This window comes from Sphingomonas canadensis, assembly GCF_026013525.1.
Taxonomy (GTDB): domain Bacteria; phylum Pseudomonadota; class Alphaproteobacteria; order Sphingomonadales; family Sphingomonadaceae; genus Sphingomonas; species Sphingomonas canadensis.
Genome location: NZ_JAPDRA010000003.1, coordinates 102,376 through 117,194 on the forward strand (window position 1 = coordinate 102,376; position 14,819 = coordinate 117,194).

Genomic DNA, 14,819 nt, shown 5'->3' on the forward strand with positions numbered 1-14,819 from the left:
ACAGATCGCGGAGCGTTCGACGTGCCAACTCGCGCCGGGTTGTGAGGATGGGGAGATCCCATTTGTTCATCGAAGGGTTCCTTTTGGCCGGGTCCCAGTCACCATGCGCCGCCCCCGCCGCCGAACCGGCCATGCTGCACCGGCCGGGCGCCGCGGCGCATCGCGAAGCCATCGTCGTCGCCGCGCCCGCGCCGCTCACCGAGGGGATCGGGCTTGGGCACGGACTGATGGGCGATCATCTGCGGCTCGTTGAACGTCGCTGCGTTCGCCAGCGCCAGCGCAGGCGCGAAGTCGCCATGGCGCGGCAGGCCGTCAGTGCCCTCGTTCTTTTCGCCCTGCGGCACCATAGGGATCCCGCGCACGATGCGGATCATGCGCAGGTCGGAGACGAGGTTGTCGTTTGCGGGGATCGAGATGCGTCGATCTTCAAAGGCCGACTTCATCTTCGGCATCCACTCGGCATACCAGGCCTGACTGAGCTGAATTGCCTCGATCAGGCTCGGCCCGAACTCCTGCACTGCAGCCTCGCCCAGGTAGCCCCCGTTGCCGCCCGAATCGATCTTGCCACCCACGAAGCGCGGCAGGCGCTTGGTAACCCAGATCACTACCTGCTTCTGCTGCTCGTAGGGGACGTTGCGCATCTCGATCACGAACGGCGCCCGCCGCGTGAGGTCGGGCTCGATTGCGAGGGGGACATAGATCGACGCATCGCCGGTGCGCGCGAAGTCCTGGCCGAAGGCGTGCCGTAGATTCTGGTTGAGCGCGGCCAGCTCGGGCGCGATCTCCTGATCCAGCCAGGACTGGACATAGTCTTCGCGCTTATGCAGCGGCTGCAGCTCGAAGCCGGGCGGGCAACTCAGCGTGAACACCTTATCCGGCGGTACGCTGCATGCTTCGATCAACATCCGACTGAGATAGACGCCGCTGCCTTGGGCGGGGATGCAGTCCAGCTCCTCGGCCGCATTGGCGCGATGAGCCTTGCGCACCATCTCTCGCCAGGCTGCCTCGCCCTCGGCCGTCCACTGGATGCCGCGGCGCAGGCACACGCGCTCGTAGAGCCCGTCGCGCGCCGCATCGTCGAACGTGCATCGAACGACCTTTGCGGCCGCCCCATATTCGCCCTTGCGGATGTCCTGGATGAACAGGTTGAACGGATTGTCAGCGCCGTTGTGGGTGGAGATCACGAGTATCTTCCCGCCCCAGATCAGGAACGCCATTGCCGCCTTCAGCAGGCCTTCGGCGTCGTCGTGGAAAGCGAACTCGTCGAGGATGATCCAGCCCTGACGACCGCGCAGTGACCGCGGCCGGCTGGAGAGCGCGCAGATCTCGAAGCCCGAGGCGAAGCGGATGCGGAATGCCTGGATGAACTTATCCTCGGCGCCATCGGTGCCGGCATCGTGGAACAGGAACTCGCCCACCTCACTGCAGGCCGGCATGAACGCCCGCGCCCACATGGCACAGGTGTCGATGAACTCGCGCGCCATATCGAGGTTGTAGCCGATGTAGAGCACATCCATCCCGCCGGCGTTGACCGCCGCCCCGGCCGTAAGCACGCCTTGCCCCGCGACCGCCCAGGTAGCTCCCGTGCGCCGGCCCTTATCGGCACCGACGATCGAATAAGTGGAGCATGCCGACAGCAGCTCCTTCTGGAAGGTCATCAGAACATCGGGGAGTGCTTTGCCGAGCAGATAGTCCGGGAGCTGCTGCATCGATGCCGCGCGATAGGCTGCCCATTCTTCTTGGCTGACGGGCACGCCTTCGTCGAGCATGCGTTCGAGCTGACCGGTCGAGAGAGCCATCAGGCCGCAATCCCCATGATGCGGCGCTTGATCTCGTCGACGGTCTCGCGCGTGAGCCCGGCGGGCACGTCCTTCGCGACGGCATCGACCGCTTTGGCTGCAGCTCTCGCCGTCTCCTGACGCACCTTGAAGATCATCTCCGCGTTGGTCTTCCGCGCGCTCGCCAGCGACTGGATGGTGCGGCCCAGGAACATCGCGTCCTCGGGGCCGAAGGTCACCGGCTGGCCGTCGCCTTCGTCGTTGGTGGCGGTCACCAGGCGCAGGATCATCGCGTGCAGCAGCTCGATATTCAGGTCCGCCACGCGGTCCTCGGGCGCGTCGCCCACCTGTTCGATCAGCGCCTTCGCCATCTCGCGGCTGTGGCGGAGCTGCGCGCCGACTTCCTCGATCGACTTGACGTGACGGCCCAGCGCGCTGCGCGATATCTCGCCCTGGCCCAGCTCGCGCAGCTTCGTGAGGATCTCGTCGATCGTCCAGCCGAAGTCGATGCGCAGATCCGCGATCATCTTCTTGATCTCGGGATCGAGCCGGTCAACCGTCGATCGCCGGCGCCGGCCGGGCGCGCGCATCGTCAAAGCCCCGCGTGCGGGCTGGCGATGCCGCCGATCGCGGCGTGGCCCGCCGCCGCCATGCGCCCGCGCTCGGTGATCCGCGCCACCATCACGGTGTCGCGCACCATCTCCACCGTGGCGCAATCGCGCTCCGCCAGCTCGCGCATCAGGCGGCGGATCGCGGGCTGGTCCATGTACTGGACGTGGCCGATCGCGCGCATCGCGGTCAGCAGCGTCGAATCGTTGCCCTGGCCGCCGTCCTCGATCAGCAGCTTCAGGATGGCGAGGCGCCGGATGGCGTCGGTTTCCTCGGCGTAGTTCATTCGCTCAGCGCCTTCTGCATCAGGATATGGTCCATGCGCTGCATCATCTGTTCGGTGCGGTGCGTGGCGGCGGCAATCCCGTCGATCTTCGCCTGGAGCGTCTCGCCCTGGCCGCGGATGCGCTCCTCCATCGCCAGCAGCCGCCCCTCCAGCCCGGTCAGCGCCGCGGCGGAGGCGCCTTCCTTCTCGACGCGCTTCAGCTCCACGCGCAGCTCGGCCACGTCGGCGCTGGATGCCTTGCTCTCGATCTCGGTCTTGATGCCGCGCACCTCGGCGAACAGCTTGTTGATCTGCCGCGAAAGGCTGCCGGTGCTCTCCGGGTTGCGCTGGCCGGATCGCAGGATGGCGAACACCACCATGCCCACGATCACGCCCGCCACCATGAGCTGAAGCCAGTCACTCATCCGCCTTGTCCTTTCCCCCGCCGCCCGCGCGCGCGGCGGCCCATTCGATGAAGGCGCCGGTCACGCGCCGGATGCCGCCCAGCACCTGCTCCGCCAGCAGTTGCGCCACGGCCAGGCCGCTCCAGCCCAGGCCGATGCCCCAGCCCATGGCGACCAGCGGCAGCAGCGCCTTGCCCGCCACCGCGCTGCACGCCACCACCAGCGCCAGCTCGATCCCGATCAGCGAAACCCACAGCGCGGCCGTGCGCCTGGCGCCGATCGGCGCGGCCGGCGCCGGGGCCATCAGCAGCCCCAGCACCACGCCCAGCACCCCCAGCCCGGCCGAAAGCACGGGCACGCTCACGCCGAACACGATCACCAGCTCCGGCCCCGGCACCACGACGAAGCTTCCCGCCGAGCTGAGCGCCACCGCCACCGGCGGCGCCATCGGCCCCAGATCGTCGCGCGCGCGATCGAGCGCGAGGGTGAGCAGCGGCACCATCAGAGCGGCCATCCTATCGATAGGACAACCAGCGCCATGCCTGCGGTCAGAAATATCCATGCCAGCCGCCACCAGCGTTTCGACAAGCGATCATCCGTTGCATTGAGACTGCCGACAAATAGGGCGATCCCGCAGGTGATAAGCACCCACGCCGCGGCTAGCGCCATCAGATGCACGACCGCGCTCATATCGTGATGCCCACGGACGCGGCGATCACTTGCGACCAGGCGTGGAAGGCGGTGCGCTCATCGGATGTCAGCACGCGGTTCCATCCGGCCGCGAGCACCTGATCGTTCACCCCATTGAAGCTGGTGGCGGTATATCCGCCACCGATGCGCACATGCTGGCCGTTGACGAGGCGCGTATACCCGCTTCCGCCCGCGGTCGGCGTGCCAACGGTAGCCGCGGTGACGTTGGCAGCGCACACCTCCGTATCGTCCGCCCAGGCCATGCGCAGCCCCCAGTTCGCGGGGGTGTCGCTGATCACACAAGTGCGGGTGACCGGCGTGCCGTTGGTATAGCGCGCCGCCGCGGTCAATTGCGCGTTCGAACTGGCATAGAGCGAACATCCGGTCAGCGTCGTCTCGCCGAAATTGCCGACGAAGATAGGCCGCCCGGTGCCGCTCAGCGATCCGGCGGCCGATTTGCAGACGGTGGCATAGGTCATCGCCGCCGCTTCGTTCAGCGCGGTGACGAGCTGCTTGGTCACGCCCTGGAACGACAGATACCCGGCGCCGTCATCCGGCGTTCCCACCACGCTCGCGTCTACCTGCCCGGCGGCCCGGTTCTTCGCCGCGCGCGCCACCGTGTCGGTGCAGAGGTGCAGGAACACCAGCCCATCATTCAGCGTGCCGGGAAGGACAAGCTCGTCCGCAGCATACAGGATGGTGTCATCGTTGACGATCAGGTCCATGCGTCAGAACTCCAGGAAGCGGTGCGAAAGCTCGCGGCCGAGGCGATAGGCGCCGATGTTGTTGAGGTGCAGGCTGTCGGTCCACATGCCCGCGCCGTTCTCGCTGGCGTAGGAGCCCCACAGATCGTGCATGTTCAGGAACTCGTGGCCGCCCGCGATGCAGAAGTCATAGATCGCGTCGCGATATGCGCTCTGCGCGGTCACCACCGTTCCGCCCGAAAGTGCCGGGGCCACGAAGATAAAGCCCGTGTCCGCGTTCGCGGCGCGATAGGCGGTCACCAGATCGCCCAGCGCCGCAACCAGCAGCTCGGGCGTGGTGCCCGAACGCCGGTAATCGTTGGTGCTCATGATCACGATCACCGCGTCGATCGATCCGATGGACGTCGCGATCGGCTGGATATAGCTGCTGGCGAAAGTGGCCAGCATCGTGCCATCCAGCCCGCCATTGCCCATCTTGAGCATCTCGACGCCCACACCTGCGGCTTTCGAGGCATGCGCGCCATAGATCACCACCGTGCCCGCGTTGCCGGTGCAATCGATGTCGAACCCGTGCGTGCCCGCGGAAAGGCCGCTGATCGTCACCGCGGCCAGCGCATCGGTGCCGCCGCCGGTAACCGTGGTCCACGATCCGCCATCGACGCGCCAGCGGAACGTGCCCGTGGTGTCCTTGTAGAAAATCTTGAAGCTGTCGCACGGCACCGCGCCATAGCTCAGCGTGGCGCTGGTCCCCGTGGTGCTGATCCGCATTCCATCCGGCGCGCAGCCGTTGGTGCCGGGCGCGCCATCGGCCGATGCGTCATAGCTGGTCCAGCCCGACTTCGAAAACGTCACGCTGTCAAGCGTATAGGGGCCGCCCGACTGGTTCTGGACCGACAGCCAGGCGCCCCCGGCATCGCCATAGAGCGTGCGCAGCCAGGTGGCGAGTTGCTGGGGGATGGCCACATATTCGGTCCAGCTATCCCCGGTCACCGCGATCCGCGCCCGGCCCGCGCCCGATTGCAGGATCTTGGCGAGCTTGCCACGCAGCGCATGCAGCCCGCGCCCGTCCGTGTGCGTGGGCAGCGAGGAAGCGGCGGGCGATGCCTTGGGCGCGAAGCCCGCGGCCGCTACCGCCTCCGCCACCTGATCGCTCAGGCCAACGAGCGCGCCGGTCTTGTCGATCTTGAACAGAACGAAACCCAGCCGGTTGACGACGCGGAAGACATAGTCGTCGCCCGGCTCGAACGAACTGATCCCGGCGCCGTTCGCGGCAAGCAGGCTGCCGCCATCCCCCGCCAGATCCCACTGGCCGAACGGCCCCCGCAGCGAGAACCCGTCCGCCGTCTGCCACAGGCTGAACATCACGAAGCCCGCCCGGTTGCGGATCGCGAACATCCGCCGCTCGGCTGCATCGGGCACAGCTTCGTTGACGAAGGCATCCGAGAATTCGGCGGCCGTTTCCGCCGCGGAGGCGGCGGCCACAACCGCCCCGGCTTCCGCCGCCACCGCCGTATCCTTCGCCGCCAGGATGGTGGCGCCGGCGGCAACCACCGCCTCGGCGCCTTCCTGCGCGGCCACCATGTCCACGCGCACGTCTTCCAGCTCGGCGATCTTCGCGTCGGCCTGGGCCGCCTTGGTCGCGGTCAGCGCGTCCCCTGCGACGCGCGCCGCGGTCTCGTCCGCGATCTGGTCGGCAAGCTCCTGATCCGCCGTCGCGCGCGCATCGGTCTCGGCATTCAGCGCCGTGGTCAGCGCGGCGTCGGCCGCCTGGCGCGCGGTCACCTCCGCCGCCACGGCCGCGCCCGCGCTGGTGGCGTTGGCCGCCACCTGCGTTTCCAGCGCGGTGATCGCCGTCTCGGCCTCGGCCAGGCGCACGGCATCGGCGCCGGGCGTCGGGGAATCGAATACGCTCACCGGCCGGCTTCCGGGCAGGGCGGATAGCCGAACCAGATGCGCAGCCAGCAGAGCTGGGCGTCGCGATCGTCCAGGTCCTTCGCCTGGCCGGCGATCACCTCGGCGATCTGCGCATCGCTCCAGCAGCGCTGCGCCGGATCGTCGGGGCACGGCACCGCAGGCGCTGGGATCGGCGTGCGCGCGGGCGGCGTGACGCGCTCGATCGCGGGGCGGCTACCGGCGCTCAGCGGCGCGCTGCTGCCGCTCCCGCAGCTCGCGCAGAGCAGCATTGCTGGCAGGGCCGCCAGCACGGCCGGCAGCTTCCGGGTTCGCCTCGATCGCATTCTCGATTGCTCCTTGCAGGTTGGCCTGGGCCGCCTCGGCCTGTTGGTCGCGGCGGAGCTGGTCGCCGTCCGCCTCGCCGATCCGCTCGATCTGTTCCTGGCGCTGGTCCGCCGCCTGGCGCGCGTCGTGCGCGCCGGTGATCGCGCGCAGCGCCAGCGCGACGGCCAGCCAGGCGAGCAGCGCGGCGGCGATCGCCAGCAGCGCCCAGGCGATCGGCCGCGCCCATGCGGCGGGCACGTTGCGCCGCACCAGCGCGGCGGCGATCCAGGCGGCGGCGGCCACCATGTCACACCTCCCCGAACGTCACGGCGCCCAGGCACGCGAGCAGCTTCTTGCCCGGGCAGGCCGTGGCCTTGATGTCGCAATGGGCGAACACGGCGCGGCCCGTCTCCGGCGGCGGGCGGCGGCTGCCCAGCCGGCGCATCGGCACGAAGCGGCGGTAATCGGGGTGCGAGGCATCGGTGCGCAGCCATCCCAGGAAGGCCGACAGCATCGGCATGCGCGCGGCGATTTCCGCCTGCGCGACCGCGCCGTTCTCGAAATCGCCAGCGAAGGCGATGCCGATCCCCGATCCGTTATAGCCCACCGAATGCGCGCCGCTGCGGTCCTCGCCGCGCCCCTCGCATATCGCCAGCCCGCCGCCCGCCATCAGGAAGGCGACGAAGCTGTAGGGCACGTCCAGCCCCAGGTCAGGCCGCGCGCGCTGGAGCGAGCGCATCATCGCGAAGATCTCCGCCTCGCCCTCCCACAGGTTCGGCGTGGCGTCGCGATCGGGCATTACCGTGTGGTGGATGAACACGCTGGTCCACGCCTCGCGCGATACCGCATGGCCCAGCCGGGGCAGCCGCGCGTCGGCGCCCCAGGCGCTGCGCGGATACAGCCTCAGGCCGGGCGCGATGGCGATGCCGCCCATCACGCGGCCCCGCCGCAATTGCCCGCCGCCGCGGGCCGGTCTAGGATGCAGGAATCGCCGGTGCTCATGGGCGATTCTATGGGCCGGGCGGGACCGGTCCTCTAACCTGACATATGTCAGGTGGGCCGAACCTCAGGCGGGATCGCCGCCGAACAGGTCCAGTTGGTCGCCCGCCGTCCGCGCCGCCGCGATCATGCGGTACAGGTGCCGCTCCGTATAGTCATAGGCCAGCGCGATCTGCGCCAATGTCATGCCGTCGGGCGGGTTCAGCGCGGCGTCCAGCGCGCGCTGGCGCCGCGCATGCGCCTTGGGCAGGTCCAGGTAGCGCAGGTGGAAATATTCGGAGAGGCGCGTCGCGGCGCGCAGCCCGATCACCACGGCGATCTCGTGGTTGGCCGGCATAAGCTTGGGGACATAGACCTTCGATCCGCCCAGCCGCTCGATCAGCTTGTCGACGTTCGCCTGGCCGATGACGGCGGCGATCTCGTCGAGCAGCTCGCGGCGCTCGTTGGCGGGGCGATGCACGTTCATCCGGCCGCGCGCGCCCTGCGGCGCCGGATCGCGCGGGCGCGGCGGCTGGCGGAATGATCCGGCACGATGGTGGTCACCGTCCCGCCGCGCACCCGGTACAGCCAGCCATCCAGCCGGATCGCATATTCCTCGGCGTCCAGCGCCTCCGCCGCCTCCGCCGCGCGCGCCAGCCGTTCGGCCAGCGCCTCGCGCAGCGCGGGCACGTCGATGCCCTGCACGCGCTCCAAGTAGCGCAGCATGAAGTGATCGGAGACCCGGATCACGGGCGCCGGCTCCACGCCGGATAGCCGATCGCCGCCGGCGCCGCCTGGGCGGGCGCCAGCGGGATGGCGGTGTGGCACGACGCGCATTCGGCGCTGGCCCGGCCGACGATCCAGTGACCCGCGCCGCAGCCGGGACAGGCCATGCCGGCACGATACAGTGGGGCATAGCCCTGTTTCAGGTTCTCACGCGAAGGCGCGAAGGCGCGAAGGGCGCGGGGCATCATTCTGCCCCCGCCTCTCTAAAGAGGTCGGTCACCTCGGCAGGAACGAACGGGCGGGCGATATCCGCGACTTCCTTCGCGTAGCGAGCCTGAGCAGGCAGCATCGAATTTTTGGCCACATGATCGAGCGCCCTAACGGCAAAATAGATGGCGATTCCCCTGCGCAGCCGCCGAGGCGCGGCATCGATCACCTTCCTGTAAGCATCCCGCATGCTCATGCCCCGCCTCCCTGCCGCAGCGTGTCGCCCAGCGCCTTGGCGAGCACGTCCAGCTCGCTGGCGGTGGCCAGCATCAGCTCGATCTCCATGCCCGCGAATTCCCAGGCGGCGCGGCGGATATCCCAGTGGGCGGGCACCAGCCCCTTCGCCCACAGCCTGCCCAGGATCGCCTCCACCAGCCGGCGGCGCAGCACGACCGGCACGGCCTCGGGCCGCAACCCGGCGGTGTTCTGGTCCCAGCCGGCGCGCTGGGCCATGTCCTTCAGCGCCTCGATCACGCGGTACATCATCGACTGGTTGGCCCATTGCAGGCGCTCGCAGCCGAGCTGGCGGCGCGCGAACGCCTCCAGCGCCTTGTCGCCCGGCTGGCGCACCTCGCCCAGGCGATGCAGCGAAATCCACAGCGCCCGCGCCTTGTTTGCCGCGGGATGATCGGCCGGGCGCGCGCCGCGGCCGGCGGGCGTGGCCGGCCTCCACCCGCGCGCCTTGAAGTGATCGAGCACCCGGCCAAGCTGCGCGTCGCTGCAATCGGCCGCGCTGGTCGCCCCGGCGATGTCGTACAGGATGCCCTGATAATCGTCGGACGAAAGGCGCAGGTCGCTGCGCGCGATATGGATCTTCGCCAGCATCAGCTTGCGATGCTTCGAAGCCCCGGGCTTCGCCGGCGCCTCGCGCCCAGGCATGTGATCGGCGCGCGCCCGCGACTTGCCGAAGATGGCGGCGCCGGAAATCATGCGGGTCATAGTGCAATCTCCGGCTTTGCCGCCGCGCTCATCCGCTCGGTCAGCGTCAGGAAATCCTGCTCTCTCGTCCGGCGCGCGTCGGCGCGGTCCACAGCGTTATGGATCGTCGAATGATCGCGCCCGCCCAGCAGCACGCCGATCTGGCTCAGCGACCGGTGGAATCGGCGATGCGCCACCCAGCAGATCGCCTGACGGGCACGGACGGCCGCGGGATCGCGGCTTTGTCCGCAGATCATGGCCACCGGCAGATTCGTCTCGCGCGCAGCCAGATCGATCAGATCGCCGATCACCGGGCGCGGGCGCCAGACCTTCAGCTCCGGCGCCACAAGCGCGGCATTGATCGCAGAGAGAGCAAGCGAAAGCTGGCCCTCGCCCTCGACCACGACGATGATTGCACGGGCGGCGCTCATGCCGCTACGTCCCGGCGCAGGATATCGGCCGCCGCCTCCTGCAAATGGGGCAGGCCGATCGGCGCCTTGTCGGCCGACGCCAGCATCGCCGCCACCTCCAGCACCTGCGTTGCCAGCCCCAGCGCGCCGGGCTTGCGTGCGATCTGCTCCAGCTCGCGAATGGCGCGGGGATCGTCGATCGCCCATGCCCTCGCCAGCGCGGCCACGTCCTGCGCATAGGGCAGCACCCGCGCCGCCATCGACTTCACCCGGCGGCGGAGCTGGGGCAGGTCGCTCTTGCCCGTGCCGTTGGCGATCAGGTTGGCCAGCCGCTGATCGCCGAAGAACGCGATGCCGGCGCCGGTCTCGTCATGGATGCCGCGGATTTCCTCCAGCGACTTGACGGTAAGGTGCTGCGCCTCGTCGAAGATCAGCACCGGTCGGTGCATCGCCGACAGCTTGTCGCAGATCATCTGCGACAGCGCGGCCGGCGAGCCCGTGGCGTTCTTGACGCCGAGCGCCGCCAGCACGCGGATCTGCATCGGCCCCGGGCTGCCGTGCGACGGCCAGATCGTGACGATGTAGATGTGCGGATAGAGCGCGCGGAAGTGCGCGGCCGAGCTGCTCTTGCCCAGGCCCGAGCCCAGCGGCGCCGACACCATCTTTCCCCGCTGGCACCAGTGCAGCAGGTTGACGATCTCCGCGCTGGTCTGCGTTTCGAAATAGTCGGGGATTTCGGGCGCATCGATATGCACCGTGTCGCGCGCCACCAGCAGATCGCGATAGCGCTGCACGGCCTCGGCGATCGGCAGCTCGCGCCCGCCATAGCCGTTCTTCCCGCCGAACTGGCTGATCGTTCCCTGCTTGATGCCGGTGCGCGACGCGACCTCCGGCCAGGTGAGGGCGAGCTGCGCCATGTGCGTCTTCAGCCAGGCGCGCTGTTCTTCAATATAGTCGGCGTGGGGCTTTTCGTCCTCAGTCATGCTATGCGTTCCTTTGCTTGAGAGAGTCGGCCGCGCGCGAGGACCAGTCGCGCGCGGCCTTGGGGATCAGACCTTCTCGGTTTCGAAGGCCGGATTCGCGGTGATGGCAGTCCAGTCGCGGCGGACCTGATCGATCCACGCCAGCGCCTCGTCAGCGGTCGCCTCCGTGGGGCCGAGGATCGTCTGGCCCGTGCCCCACTCTCCGGTCGGGCAGGCGGCGACGCTCGCCATCTGCGCGTCGAATCCATTGGTGCCGACGCGGATCACCAGCGAGGCGGACCAGCCGTTGGCGAAGTTGAAGCGGACGCGCGGCCAGCCCGTCTTGGGATCGAGATCGGTTTCAAATTCGGCCGGCATGGCCTTTCTCCTTCCAATGCCCGGATCGCGCCGGGCGCGCGTTCAGTCGTCAAGGCGCAGGCGGCCGAACAGGCTCAGCACCTTGCTTCCTTGTTCGGGCAGTGCGGGCACCGCCGCCTCCGCCGGGCGCGCGCGGGCGGGCTTCGCCGCGGGGGCGGCGTTGCCGCGCCAGCGGTGCGGGCGGATGGGCAGGTTATCGGGCATCGGCGGCGCATCGTCCGGATCGGCCGGGCGCAGCGCCACCAGCTCCTCGGCGGTCAGAAGCTGCTCGGCCTCGGCCCCGTCGCGCATGCGGCGGCGGTAATCCGCCACGCGCTTCGCCGATTTCTTGGCATCCTCCGCCGTGCCCCAAGGGCTGTCGTGGATCAGGTCCGCGGTCAGCAGGTAGCGGGGGCCGTCATACAGGTGGACCTGGCCGTGCAGGTTGTCCGGATCGAAGCGCACCGTCACCAGTTGCCCGGCCAGCCGGTGCGCCGCCTCGGCCCAGTAACGGTTGCCGAACAGCCGCACCTCGGCCGTCTGCCGGTCCACGCGCACGCGCTCGTGCGCCAGCATCGCAAGGCGCATGTGCTCGGCCGTCGCCCGGCCGATCTCCACGCTGGTGGCGGCGAACACCTGGTCGAAGCTGCGCCCGGCATAGTCGCGCCCGGTGCGGCCCAGCCGCGCGTTGTGCGCCTTCACGCACCGCGCCACATGCTCGCGGAATTCTTCCCAGGCCACGGCGCGGCTGCCGTAGTTGTGCGGCTTGGCCATCGGGTTCGGCCCGGTATAGGCCCCCGCGCATTCGGGGGCGCGGCTCACCCGGTCGGCCAGGTCGCGGAAGGCGCGCTCGATCGGCTTGCTCTGGCCGCGGCCGGGAATCGCCCAGTTCACGTCGATGCCCAGCGCGGTCAGCAGCCCGGTCGGTTCGTCTTCCTGGACGGTGAAGCGGAAGCGGTTGGCGATACCGCCGGTGAACCATTTGCTGGCGAAGCTGCGGCCGTTGTCGCAGGTCATGCGCTTGGGGATGCCGAACTCGCGGATCATGTCGCCCACGGCCAGCCGGGCCAGCGCCGTGCTCTCGGTCTCGCCCAGGCGCCAGCCCACGATCTTGCTCGATCGCACGTCCTGGATCGCCACCATGATCGGGCGGATCGGCTTGCCGCCCTTGGGCGGGACCACCCACACGTCGAACTTGTGGCCGTCGATGTTGACCACCTCCATCGCGTGGAGGTTCTCCACGGTGCGGCGGTTGGCGGGGACGGATCGGCGCAGCGCCTCCTCCCCCTCGCGCAGCAGCTTCAGGATGCCGGGGTCCACCTCGCGCCGCAGACGGCGGCTGAACGTCTTCTCACAGGGCAGTGAGAGGCCGATCTCGGCGGCCTTGGCGGCGACGCGCTCGTAGCAACTCGTCAGCGTGGGCTTCTCCGCCCGCAGCACGTCGGACTTGTACATCGTCCACAGCAGCGGATCGATCTCCGCCGCCTGGCCGCCGCCGCCGCGGCGCGGCGCCAGCGCGGGCAGCCGGTTGTGCGCGGCCACGCCGTCCACCAGCGACAGCCAGCTCCACAGCGTCGATTTGCCCACGCCATGGCGGCGCGCGATATCGGCCGCGGCGGCGGTGCGCGTCATGCCCGATGCGGTCAGCAGCTCCAGCGCGTTGACGATCGCCAGCCGGCGCTCCGCCTCCGCATGCACGGCCGCGCCCTGGGTTTCGTACCAGGCCCAGCTTCCGTCCTGCGCGGCGGCGGCGGGCGCCGGGCGCTGGCCGGTCAGCCCGCGCCGCGCCAGCTCCAGCAGCGCGGCCGGCGGCAGCAGCGATGCGTGATACTCCACGCCGCCGCCGCGCGCGCCCTGGCGGGGCCGCACCAGCAGCGCGCCATCGGGGCCGCTGCGCGCCGTCCAGCGTTCCTCGGCCGCGCGCCGGTTGATCGCGCGCTTGTCTGCCGGCATGCCGGGCAGCGCGAGCTGCGCCAGCTCCGCCGCGCTGAACCAGTCGCGCGGGGCGGCGTCGTTCGCCGTGCAGAAATCCGTATCAGCGGCGCGACTTGCCACGCTTCCCCCCCGTTCTGATTGTCGGCGCGTGCCGTTTCAGCGTGCGCAATTCGGCCTGAGCATGGTCGATCACGCGCGTCAGGTGGCCGATCTGCGCCGTCATCACTTCGTTCTGATCGAGCACCGCGCCGCCGATCCGGCGCAGCACGGGATCGAGCAGGTCCAGCCGCCCGGTCACCGCGACCAGCGCGAGCGCCCGGCTCATCGGCACCTTGTGCTCGGTACGCGCCGGGCTCGAATAGGCGTCGAGCATCGCGCGGCTGACTTCCTCGTCCAGGAATACGCTCATCTCGGCGGCGATCACTTCCCGGCGGCGCCCCTCCAGCATCTCGGTCGCCAGGATTGTGGCGACCATCTCGTTGATCTGGCGCTCCAGCCCGGCCAGCGATCCCGGCGCGCTCGGCCGGGCGGGCACGGCATAGTCAAAGCCGAGCTGATCGGGATGCGCGCGCGCCTTAGGCATGGGAAAATCCCCCGCCGATCCGGCGCTCGAACTCCAGCAGCGCCTTCTGAGGCACCGAACCGCGCCTGCGATTTGTCGCCAGCCAAGACTGGCTCTTGCCCATGAATTGCGACAGGCCACAATCTGTTGAAACACCGGCGAGCCGCTTCATCATTAGGACGATGTCTTCAAAATCCTCGGGCCACTCTATTCTTGGCGGGAAAGGCCCAGAGGCCCCATCGTCTCCGACGCATTCCGACAGGATAGATTTGAAGTCCTCGCAGAGGCCGCGGACACGGCCCACCTGCGCCTTGTCGATTAGCAAGCCATCATATGGCCAGATCGCCGCGGTCGAGGCGATCAAGTCGATGAGCGCCGCCGCGACGCTACGACGTAGCGGGCTGGTCTCGTGCGTCATCAGGATGAGCGCTGCTATCGCGAGCTCTCGACAACGATTGTCGTGTGTCCCGCAATCGATCTTGTCCGCGCCCTGAAACACGAACATCTGCGCGACGGAAGCCGCGAGAGAACTAACGAGCTTCTTGCTCATACGTAGCGCATCCCGCGTGTCAGGAACCGGAACTGGCGCCGCGCCTCCAGGCGGCGGGTGTTGTCCTCGGCATGCAGCAGCGCGCCGAGCTTCAGGCCCTCCAGCGTCAGCTCCGGCTGGCCGTCCTCGCCGGGCTCCCGCTCCACCAGCCCGCGCGTGCGCAGCCCGGCCAGCGAGCGCGCGTCCATCGTCCCCGCCTCGCCGCGCCACAGGCCCGGCACGATCGCCTCCTGAGGGAAGGACAGCTTACCGGCCATCGGACGCCCTCCGCTGCTGCGGCCCGGCTGTCCGCCCGGCGCCTGGCCTCCGCCTCAACCTCGGCGCGCAGCGCGGGGATCGCGTTTCGGCAGCACGCTGGCGCGTTGCCTCGCGTCCTTCGGCCTGCTGGCGTTGGAGCGATTCCAATATCCAGCCGAGTGCGTGGAGATCCATCACCTGGATTTCCACCTTCACAATGGCCGCCTTTCCCGCGGTGACCGACGAGGAG

23 protein-coding genes are annotated in these 14,819 nt (G+C 69.2%); all 23 read right to left on the reverse strand.

All coding sequences use genetic code 11. The features are described from left to right. Positions 1–98: 98 nt before the first annotated feature. The 23 genes from OM513_RS08030 to OM513_RS08140 all read right to left on the reverse strand — a co-directional run bounded on the left by OM513_RS08030 (position 99) and on the right by OM513_RS08140 (position 14,589). Positions 99–1,799: a hypothetical protein gene (locus OM513_RS08030; RefSeq protein WP_264943651.1), complete on the reverse strand. Its 1,701-nt coding sequence runs from the start codon at positions 1,797–1,799 to the stop codon at positions 99–101. Then, positions 1,799–2,368 (reverse strand): DUF3486 family protein, encoded by a 570-nt coding sequence (locus OM513_RS08035; RefSeq protein WP_264943652.1) that lies wholly within the window; start codon positions 2,366–2,368, stop codon positions 1,799–1,801. Before OM513_RS08035 ends, OM513_RS08030 begins: the two co-directional genes overlap by 1 nt. Positions 2,369–2,370: 2 nt before the next feature. Next, positions 2,371–2,673: a hypothetical protein gene (locus OM513_RS08040; RefSeq protein WP_264943653.1), complete on the reverse strand. Its 303-nt coding sequence runs from the start codon at positions 2,671–2,673 to the stop codon at positions 2,371–2,373. Next, positions 2,670–3,077: a hypothetical protein gene (locus OM513_RS08045; RefSeq protein WP_264943654.1), complete on the reverse strand. Its 408-nt coding sequence runs from the start codon at positions 3,075–3,077 to the stop codon at positions 2,670–2,672. The genes OM513_RS08040 and OM513_RS08045 overlap by 4 nt, the downstream gene beginning before the upstream one ends. Beyond that, complete coding sequence (locus tag OM513_RS08050) at positions 3,070–3,558, reverse strand: hypothetical protein (RefSeq protein WP_264943655.1); 489 nt, start codon at positions 3,556–3,558, stop codon at positions 3,070–3,072. Before OM513_RS08050 ends, OM513_RS08045 begins: the two co-directional genes overlap by 8 nt. Then, a complete protein-coding gene (locus OM513_RS08055; protein ID WP_264943656.1) occupies positions 3,558–3,746 on the reverse strand; it encodes a hypothetical protein in 189 nt (62 codons plus the stop codon). The genes OM513_RS08050 and OM513_RS08055 overlap by 1 nt, the downstream gene beginning before the upstream one ends. Next, positions 3,743–4,471 (reverse strand): hypothetical protein, encoded by a 729-nt coding sequence (locus tag OM513_RS08060; protein WP_264943657.1) that lies wholly within the window; start codon positions 4,469–4,471, stop codon positions 3,743–3,745. Before OM513_RS08060 ends, OM513_RS08055 begins: the two co-directional genes overlap by 4 nt. Before the next feature lie 3 nt (positions 4,472–4,474). Continuing rightward, positions 4,475–6,364, reverse strand: coding sequence for an SGNH/GDSL hydrolase family protein (locus tag OM513_RS08065; RefSeq protein ID WP_264943658.1), 1,890 nt, complete (start codon positions 6,362–6,364; stop codon positions 4,475–4,477). Further along, entirely contained in the window at positions 6,361–6,519 is a 159-nt protein-coding gene (locus tag OM513_RS08070) for a hypothetical protein (protein WP_264943659.1), read from the reverse strand. Before OM513_RS08070 ends, OM513_RS08065 begins: the two co-directional genes overlap by 4 nt. 58 nt (positions 6,520–6,577) lie before the next feature. Further along, entirely contained in the window at positions 6,578–6,973 is a 396-nt protein-coding gene (locus OM513_RS08075) for a hypothetical protein (RefSeq protein ID WP_264943660.1), read from the reverse strand. Between the two features lies 1 nt (position 6,974). Further along, positions 6,975–7,601, reverse strand: coding sequence for a peptidoglycan recognition protein family protein (locus tag OM513_RS08080; protein ID WP_264943661.1), 627 nt, complete (start codon positions 7,599–7,601; stop codon positions 6,975–6,977). A gap of 132 nt (positions 7,602–7,733) precedes the next feature. Further along, on the reverse strand, positions 7,734–8,132 hold the full coding sequence (locus OM513_RS08085; RefSeq protein WP_264943662.1) for a hypothetical protein: 399 nt from the start codon (positions 8,130–8,132) through the stop codon (positions 7,734–7,736). After that, complete coding sequence (locus OM513_RS08090) at positions 8,129–8,395, reverse strand: hypothetical protein (RefSeq protein WP_264943663.1); 267 nt, start codon at positions 8,393–8,395, stop codon at positions 8,129–8,131. The genes OM513_RS08085 and OM513_RS08090 overlap by 4 nt, the downstream gene beginning before the upstream one ends. Next, on the reverse strand, positions 8,392–8,616 hold the full coding sequence (locus tag OM513_RS08095) for a hypothetical protein (RefSeq protein WP_264943664.1): 225 nt from the start codon (positions 8,614–8,616) through the stop codon (positions 8,392–8,394). The genes OM513_RS08090 and OM513_RS08095 overlap by 4 nt, the downstream gene beginning before the upstream one ends. Beyond that, positions 8,616–8,834 carry a hypothetical protein gene (locus OM513_RS08100; protein ID WP_264943665.1) on the reverse strand — a complete coding sequence of 73 codons (219 nt, stop codon included), beginning with the start codon at positions 8,832–8,834 and terminating at the stop codon, positions 8,616–8,618. Before OM513_RS08100 ends, OM513_RS08095 begins: the two co-directional genes overlap by 1 nt. Beyond that, the gene (locus OM513_RS08105; RefSeq protein WP_264943666.1) at positions 8,831–9,577 is read right to left on the reverse strand and encodes a regulatory protein GemA; all 747 of its coding nucleotides are present in this window, start codon (positions 9,575–9,577) and stop codon (positions 8,831–8,833) included. Before OM513_RS08105 ends, OM513_RS08100 begins: the two co-directional genes overlap by 4 nt. Beyond that, complete coding sequence (locus tag OM513_RS08110; protein WP_264943667.1) at positions 9,574–9,987, reverse strand: helix-turn-helix domain-containing protein; 414 nt, start codon at positions 9,985–9,987, stop codon at positions 9,574–9,576. Before OM513_RS08110 ends, OM513_RS08105 begins: the two co-directional genes overlap by 4 nt. After that, positions 9,984–10,949, reverse strand: a complete 966-nt coding sequence (locus OM513_RS08115) for an AAA family ATPase (RefSeq protein ID WP_264943668.1) — start codon at positions 10,947–10,949, stop codon at positions 9,984–9,986. The genes OM513_RS08110 and OM513_RS08115 overlap by 4 nt, the downstream gene beginning before the upstream one ends. A gap of 66 nt (positions 10,950–11,015) precedes the next feature. Next, on the reverse strand, positions 11,016–11,306 hold the full coding sequence (locus tag OM513_RS08120; RefSeq protein WP_264943669.1) for a hypothetical protein: 291 nt from the start codon (positions 11,304–11,306) through the stop codon (positions 11,016–11,018). A 42-nt stretch (positions 11,307–11,348) separates the two neighbouring features. Continuing rightward, positions 11,349–13,340: a transposase domain-containing protein gene (locus OM513_RS08125; RefSeq protein ID WP_264943670.1), complete on the reverse strand. Its 1,992-nt coding sequence runs from the start codon at positions 13,338–13,340 to the stop codon at positions 11,349–11,351. Further along, complete coding sequence (locus OM513_RS08130) at positions 13,321–13,803, reverse strand: hypothetical protein (protein WP_264943671.1); 483 nt, start codon at positions 13,801–13,803, stop codon at positions 13,321–13,323. The genes OM513_RS08125 and OM513_RS08130 overlap by 20 nt, the downstream gene beginning before the upstream one ends. Further along, entirely contained in the window at positions 13,796–14,332 is a 537-nt protein-coding gene (locus OM513_RS08135; RefSeq protein WP_264943672.1) for a hypothetical protein, read from the reverse strand. The genes OM513_RS08130 and OM513_RS08135 overlap by 8 nt, the downstream gene beginning before the upstream one ends. After that, positions 14,329–14,589, reverse strand: coding sequence for a hypothetical protein (locus OM513_RS08140; protein ID WP_264943673.1), 261 nt, complete (start codon positions 14,587–14,589; stop codon positions 14,329–14,331). Before OM513_RS08140 ends, OM513_RS08135 begins: the two co-directional genes overlap by 4 nt. Between the last annotated feature and the right edge of the window lie 230 nt (positions 14,590–14,819).

Bases quoted from the DNA above. Each gene is read 5' to 3' on its own strand.
- OM513_RS08030 (WP_264943651.1), bottom strand. From the start codon at position 1,799: ATGGCTCTCTCGACCGGTCAGCTCGAACGCATGCTCGACGAAGGCGTG.
- OM513_RS08035 (WP_264943652.1), bottom strand. From the start codon at position 2,368: ATGCGCGCGCCCGGCCGGCGCCGGCGATCGACGGTTGACCGGCTCGAT.
- OM513_RS08040 (WP_264943653.1), bottom strand. From the start codon at position 2,673: ATGAACTACGCCGAGGAAACCGACGCCATCCGGCGCCTCGCCATCCTG.
- OM513_RS08045 (WP_264943654.1), bottom strand. From the start codon at position 3,077: ATGAGTGACTGGCTTCAGCTCATGGTGGCGGGCGTGATCGTGGGCATG.
- OM513_RS08050 (WP_264943655.1), bottom strand. From the start codon at position 3,558: ATGGTGCCGCTGCTCACCCTCGCGCTCGATCGCGCGCGCGACGATCTG.
- OM513_RS08055 (WP_264943656.1), bottom strand. From the start codon at position 3,746: ATGAGCGCGGTCGTGCATCTGATGGCGCTAGCCGCGGCGTGGGTGCTT.
- OM513_RS08060 (WP_264943657.1), bottom strand. From the start codon at position 4,471: ATGGACCTGATCGTCAACGATGACACCATCCTGTATGCTGCGGACGAG.
- OM513_RS08075 (WP_264943660.1), bottom strand. From the start codon at position 6,973: ATGGTGGCCGCCGCCGCCTGGATCGCCGCCGCGCTGGTGCGGCGCAAC.
- OM513_RS08080 (WP_264943661.1), bottom strand. From the start codon at position 7,601: ATGGGCGGCATCGCCATCGCGCCCGGCCTGAGGCTGTATCCGCGCAGC.
- OM513_RS08085 (WP_264943662.1), bottom strand. From the start codon at position 8,132: ATGAACGTGCATCGCCCCGCCAACGAGCGCCGCGAGCTGCTCGACGAG.
- OM513_RS08095 (WP_264943664.1), bottom strand. From the start codon at position 8,616: ATGCCCCGCGCCCTTCGCGCCTTCGCGCCTTCGCGTGAGAACCTGAAA.
- OM513_RS08100 (WP_264943665.1), bottom strand. From the start codon at position 8,834: ATGAGCATGCGGGATGCTTACAGGAAGGTGATCGATGCCGCGCCTCGG.
- OM513_RS08105 (WP_264943666.1), bottom strand. From the start codon at position 9,577: ATGACCCGCATGATTTCCGGCGCCGCCATCTTCGGCAAGTCGCGGGCG.
- OM513_RS08110 (WP_264943667.1), bottom strand. From the start codon at position 9,987: ATGAGCGCCGCCCGTGCAATCATCGTCGTGGTCGAGGGCGAGGGCCAG.
- OM513_RS08115 (WP_264943668.1), bottom strand. From the start codon at position 10,949: ATGACTGAGGACGAAAAGCCCCACGCCGACTATATTGAAGAACAGCGC.
- OM513_RS08120 (WP_264943669.1), bottom strand. From the start codon at position 11,306: ATGCCGGCCGAATTTGAAACCGATCTCGATCCCAAGACGGGCTGGCCG.
- OM513_RS08130 (WP_264943671.1), bottom strand. From the start codon at position 13,803: ATGCCTAAGGCGCGCGCGCATCCCGATCAGCTCGGCTTTGACTATGCC.
- OM513_RS08135 (WP_264943672.1), bottom strand. From the start codon at position 14,332: ATGAGCAAGAAGCTCGTTAGTTCTCTCGCGGCTTCCGTCGCGCAGATG.
- OM513_RS08140 (WP_264943673.1), bottom strand. From the start codon at position 14,589: ATGGCCGGTAAGCTGTCCTTCCCTCAGGAGGCGATCGTGCCGGGCCTG.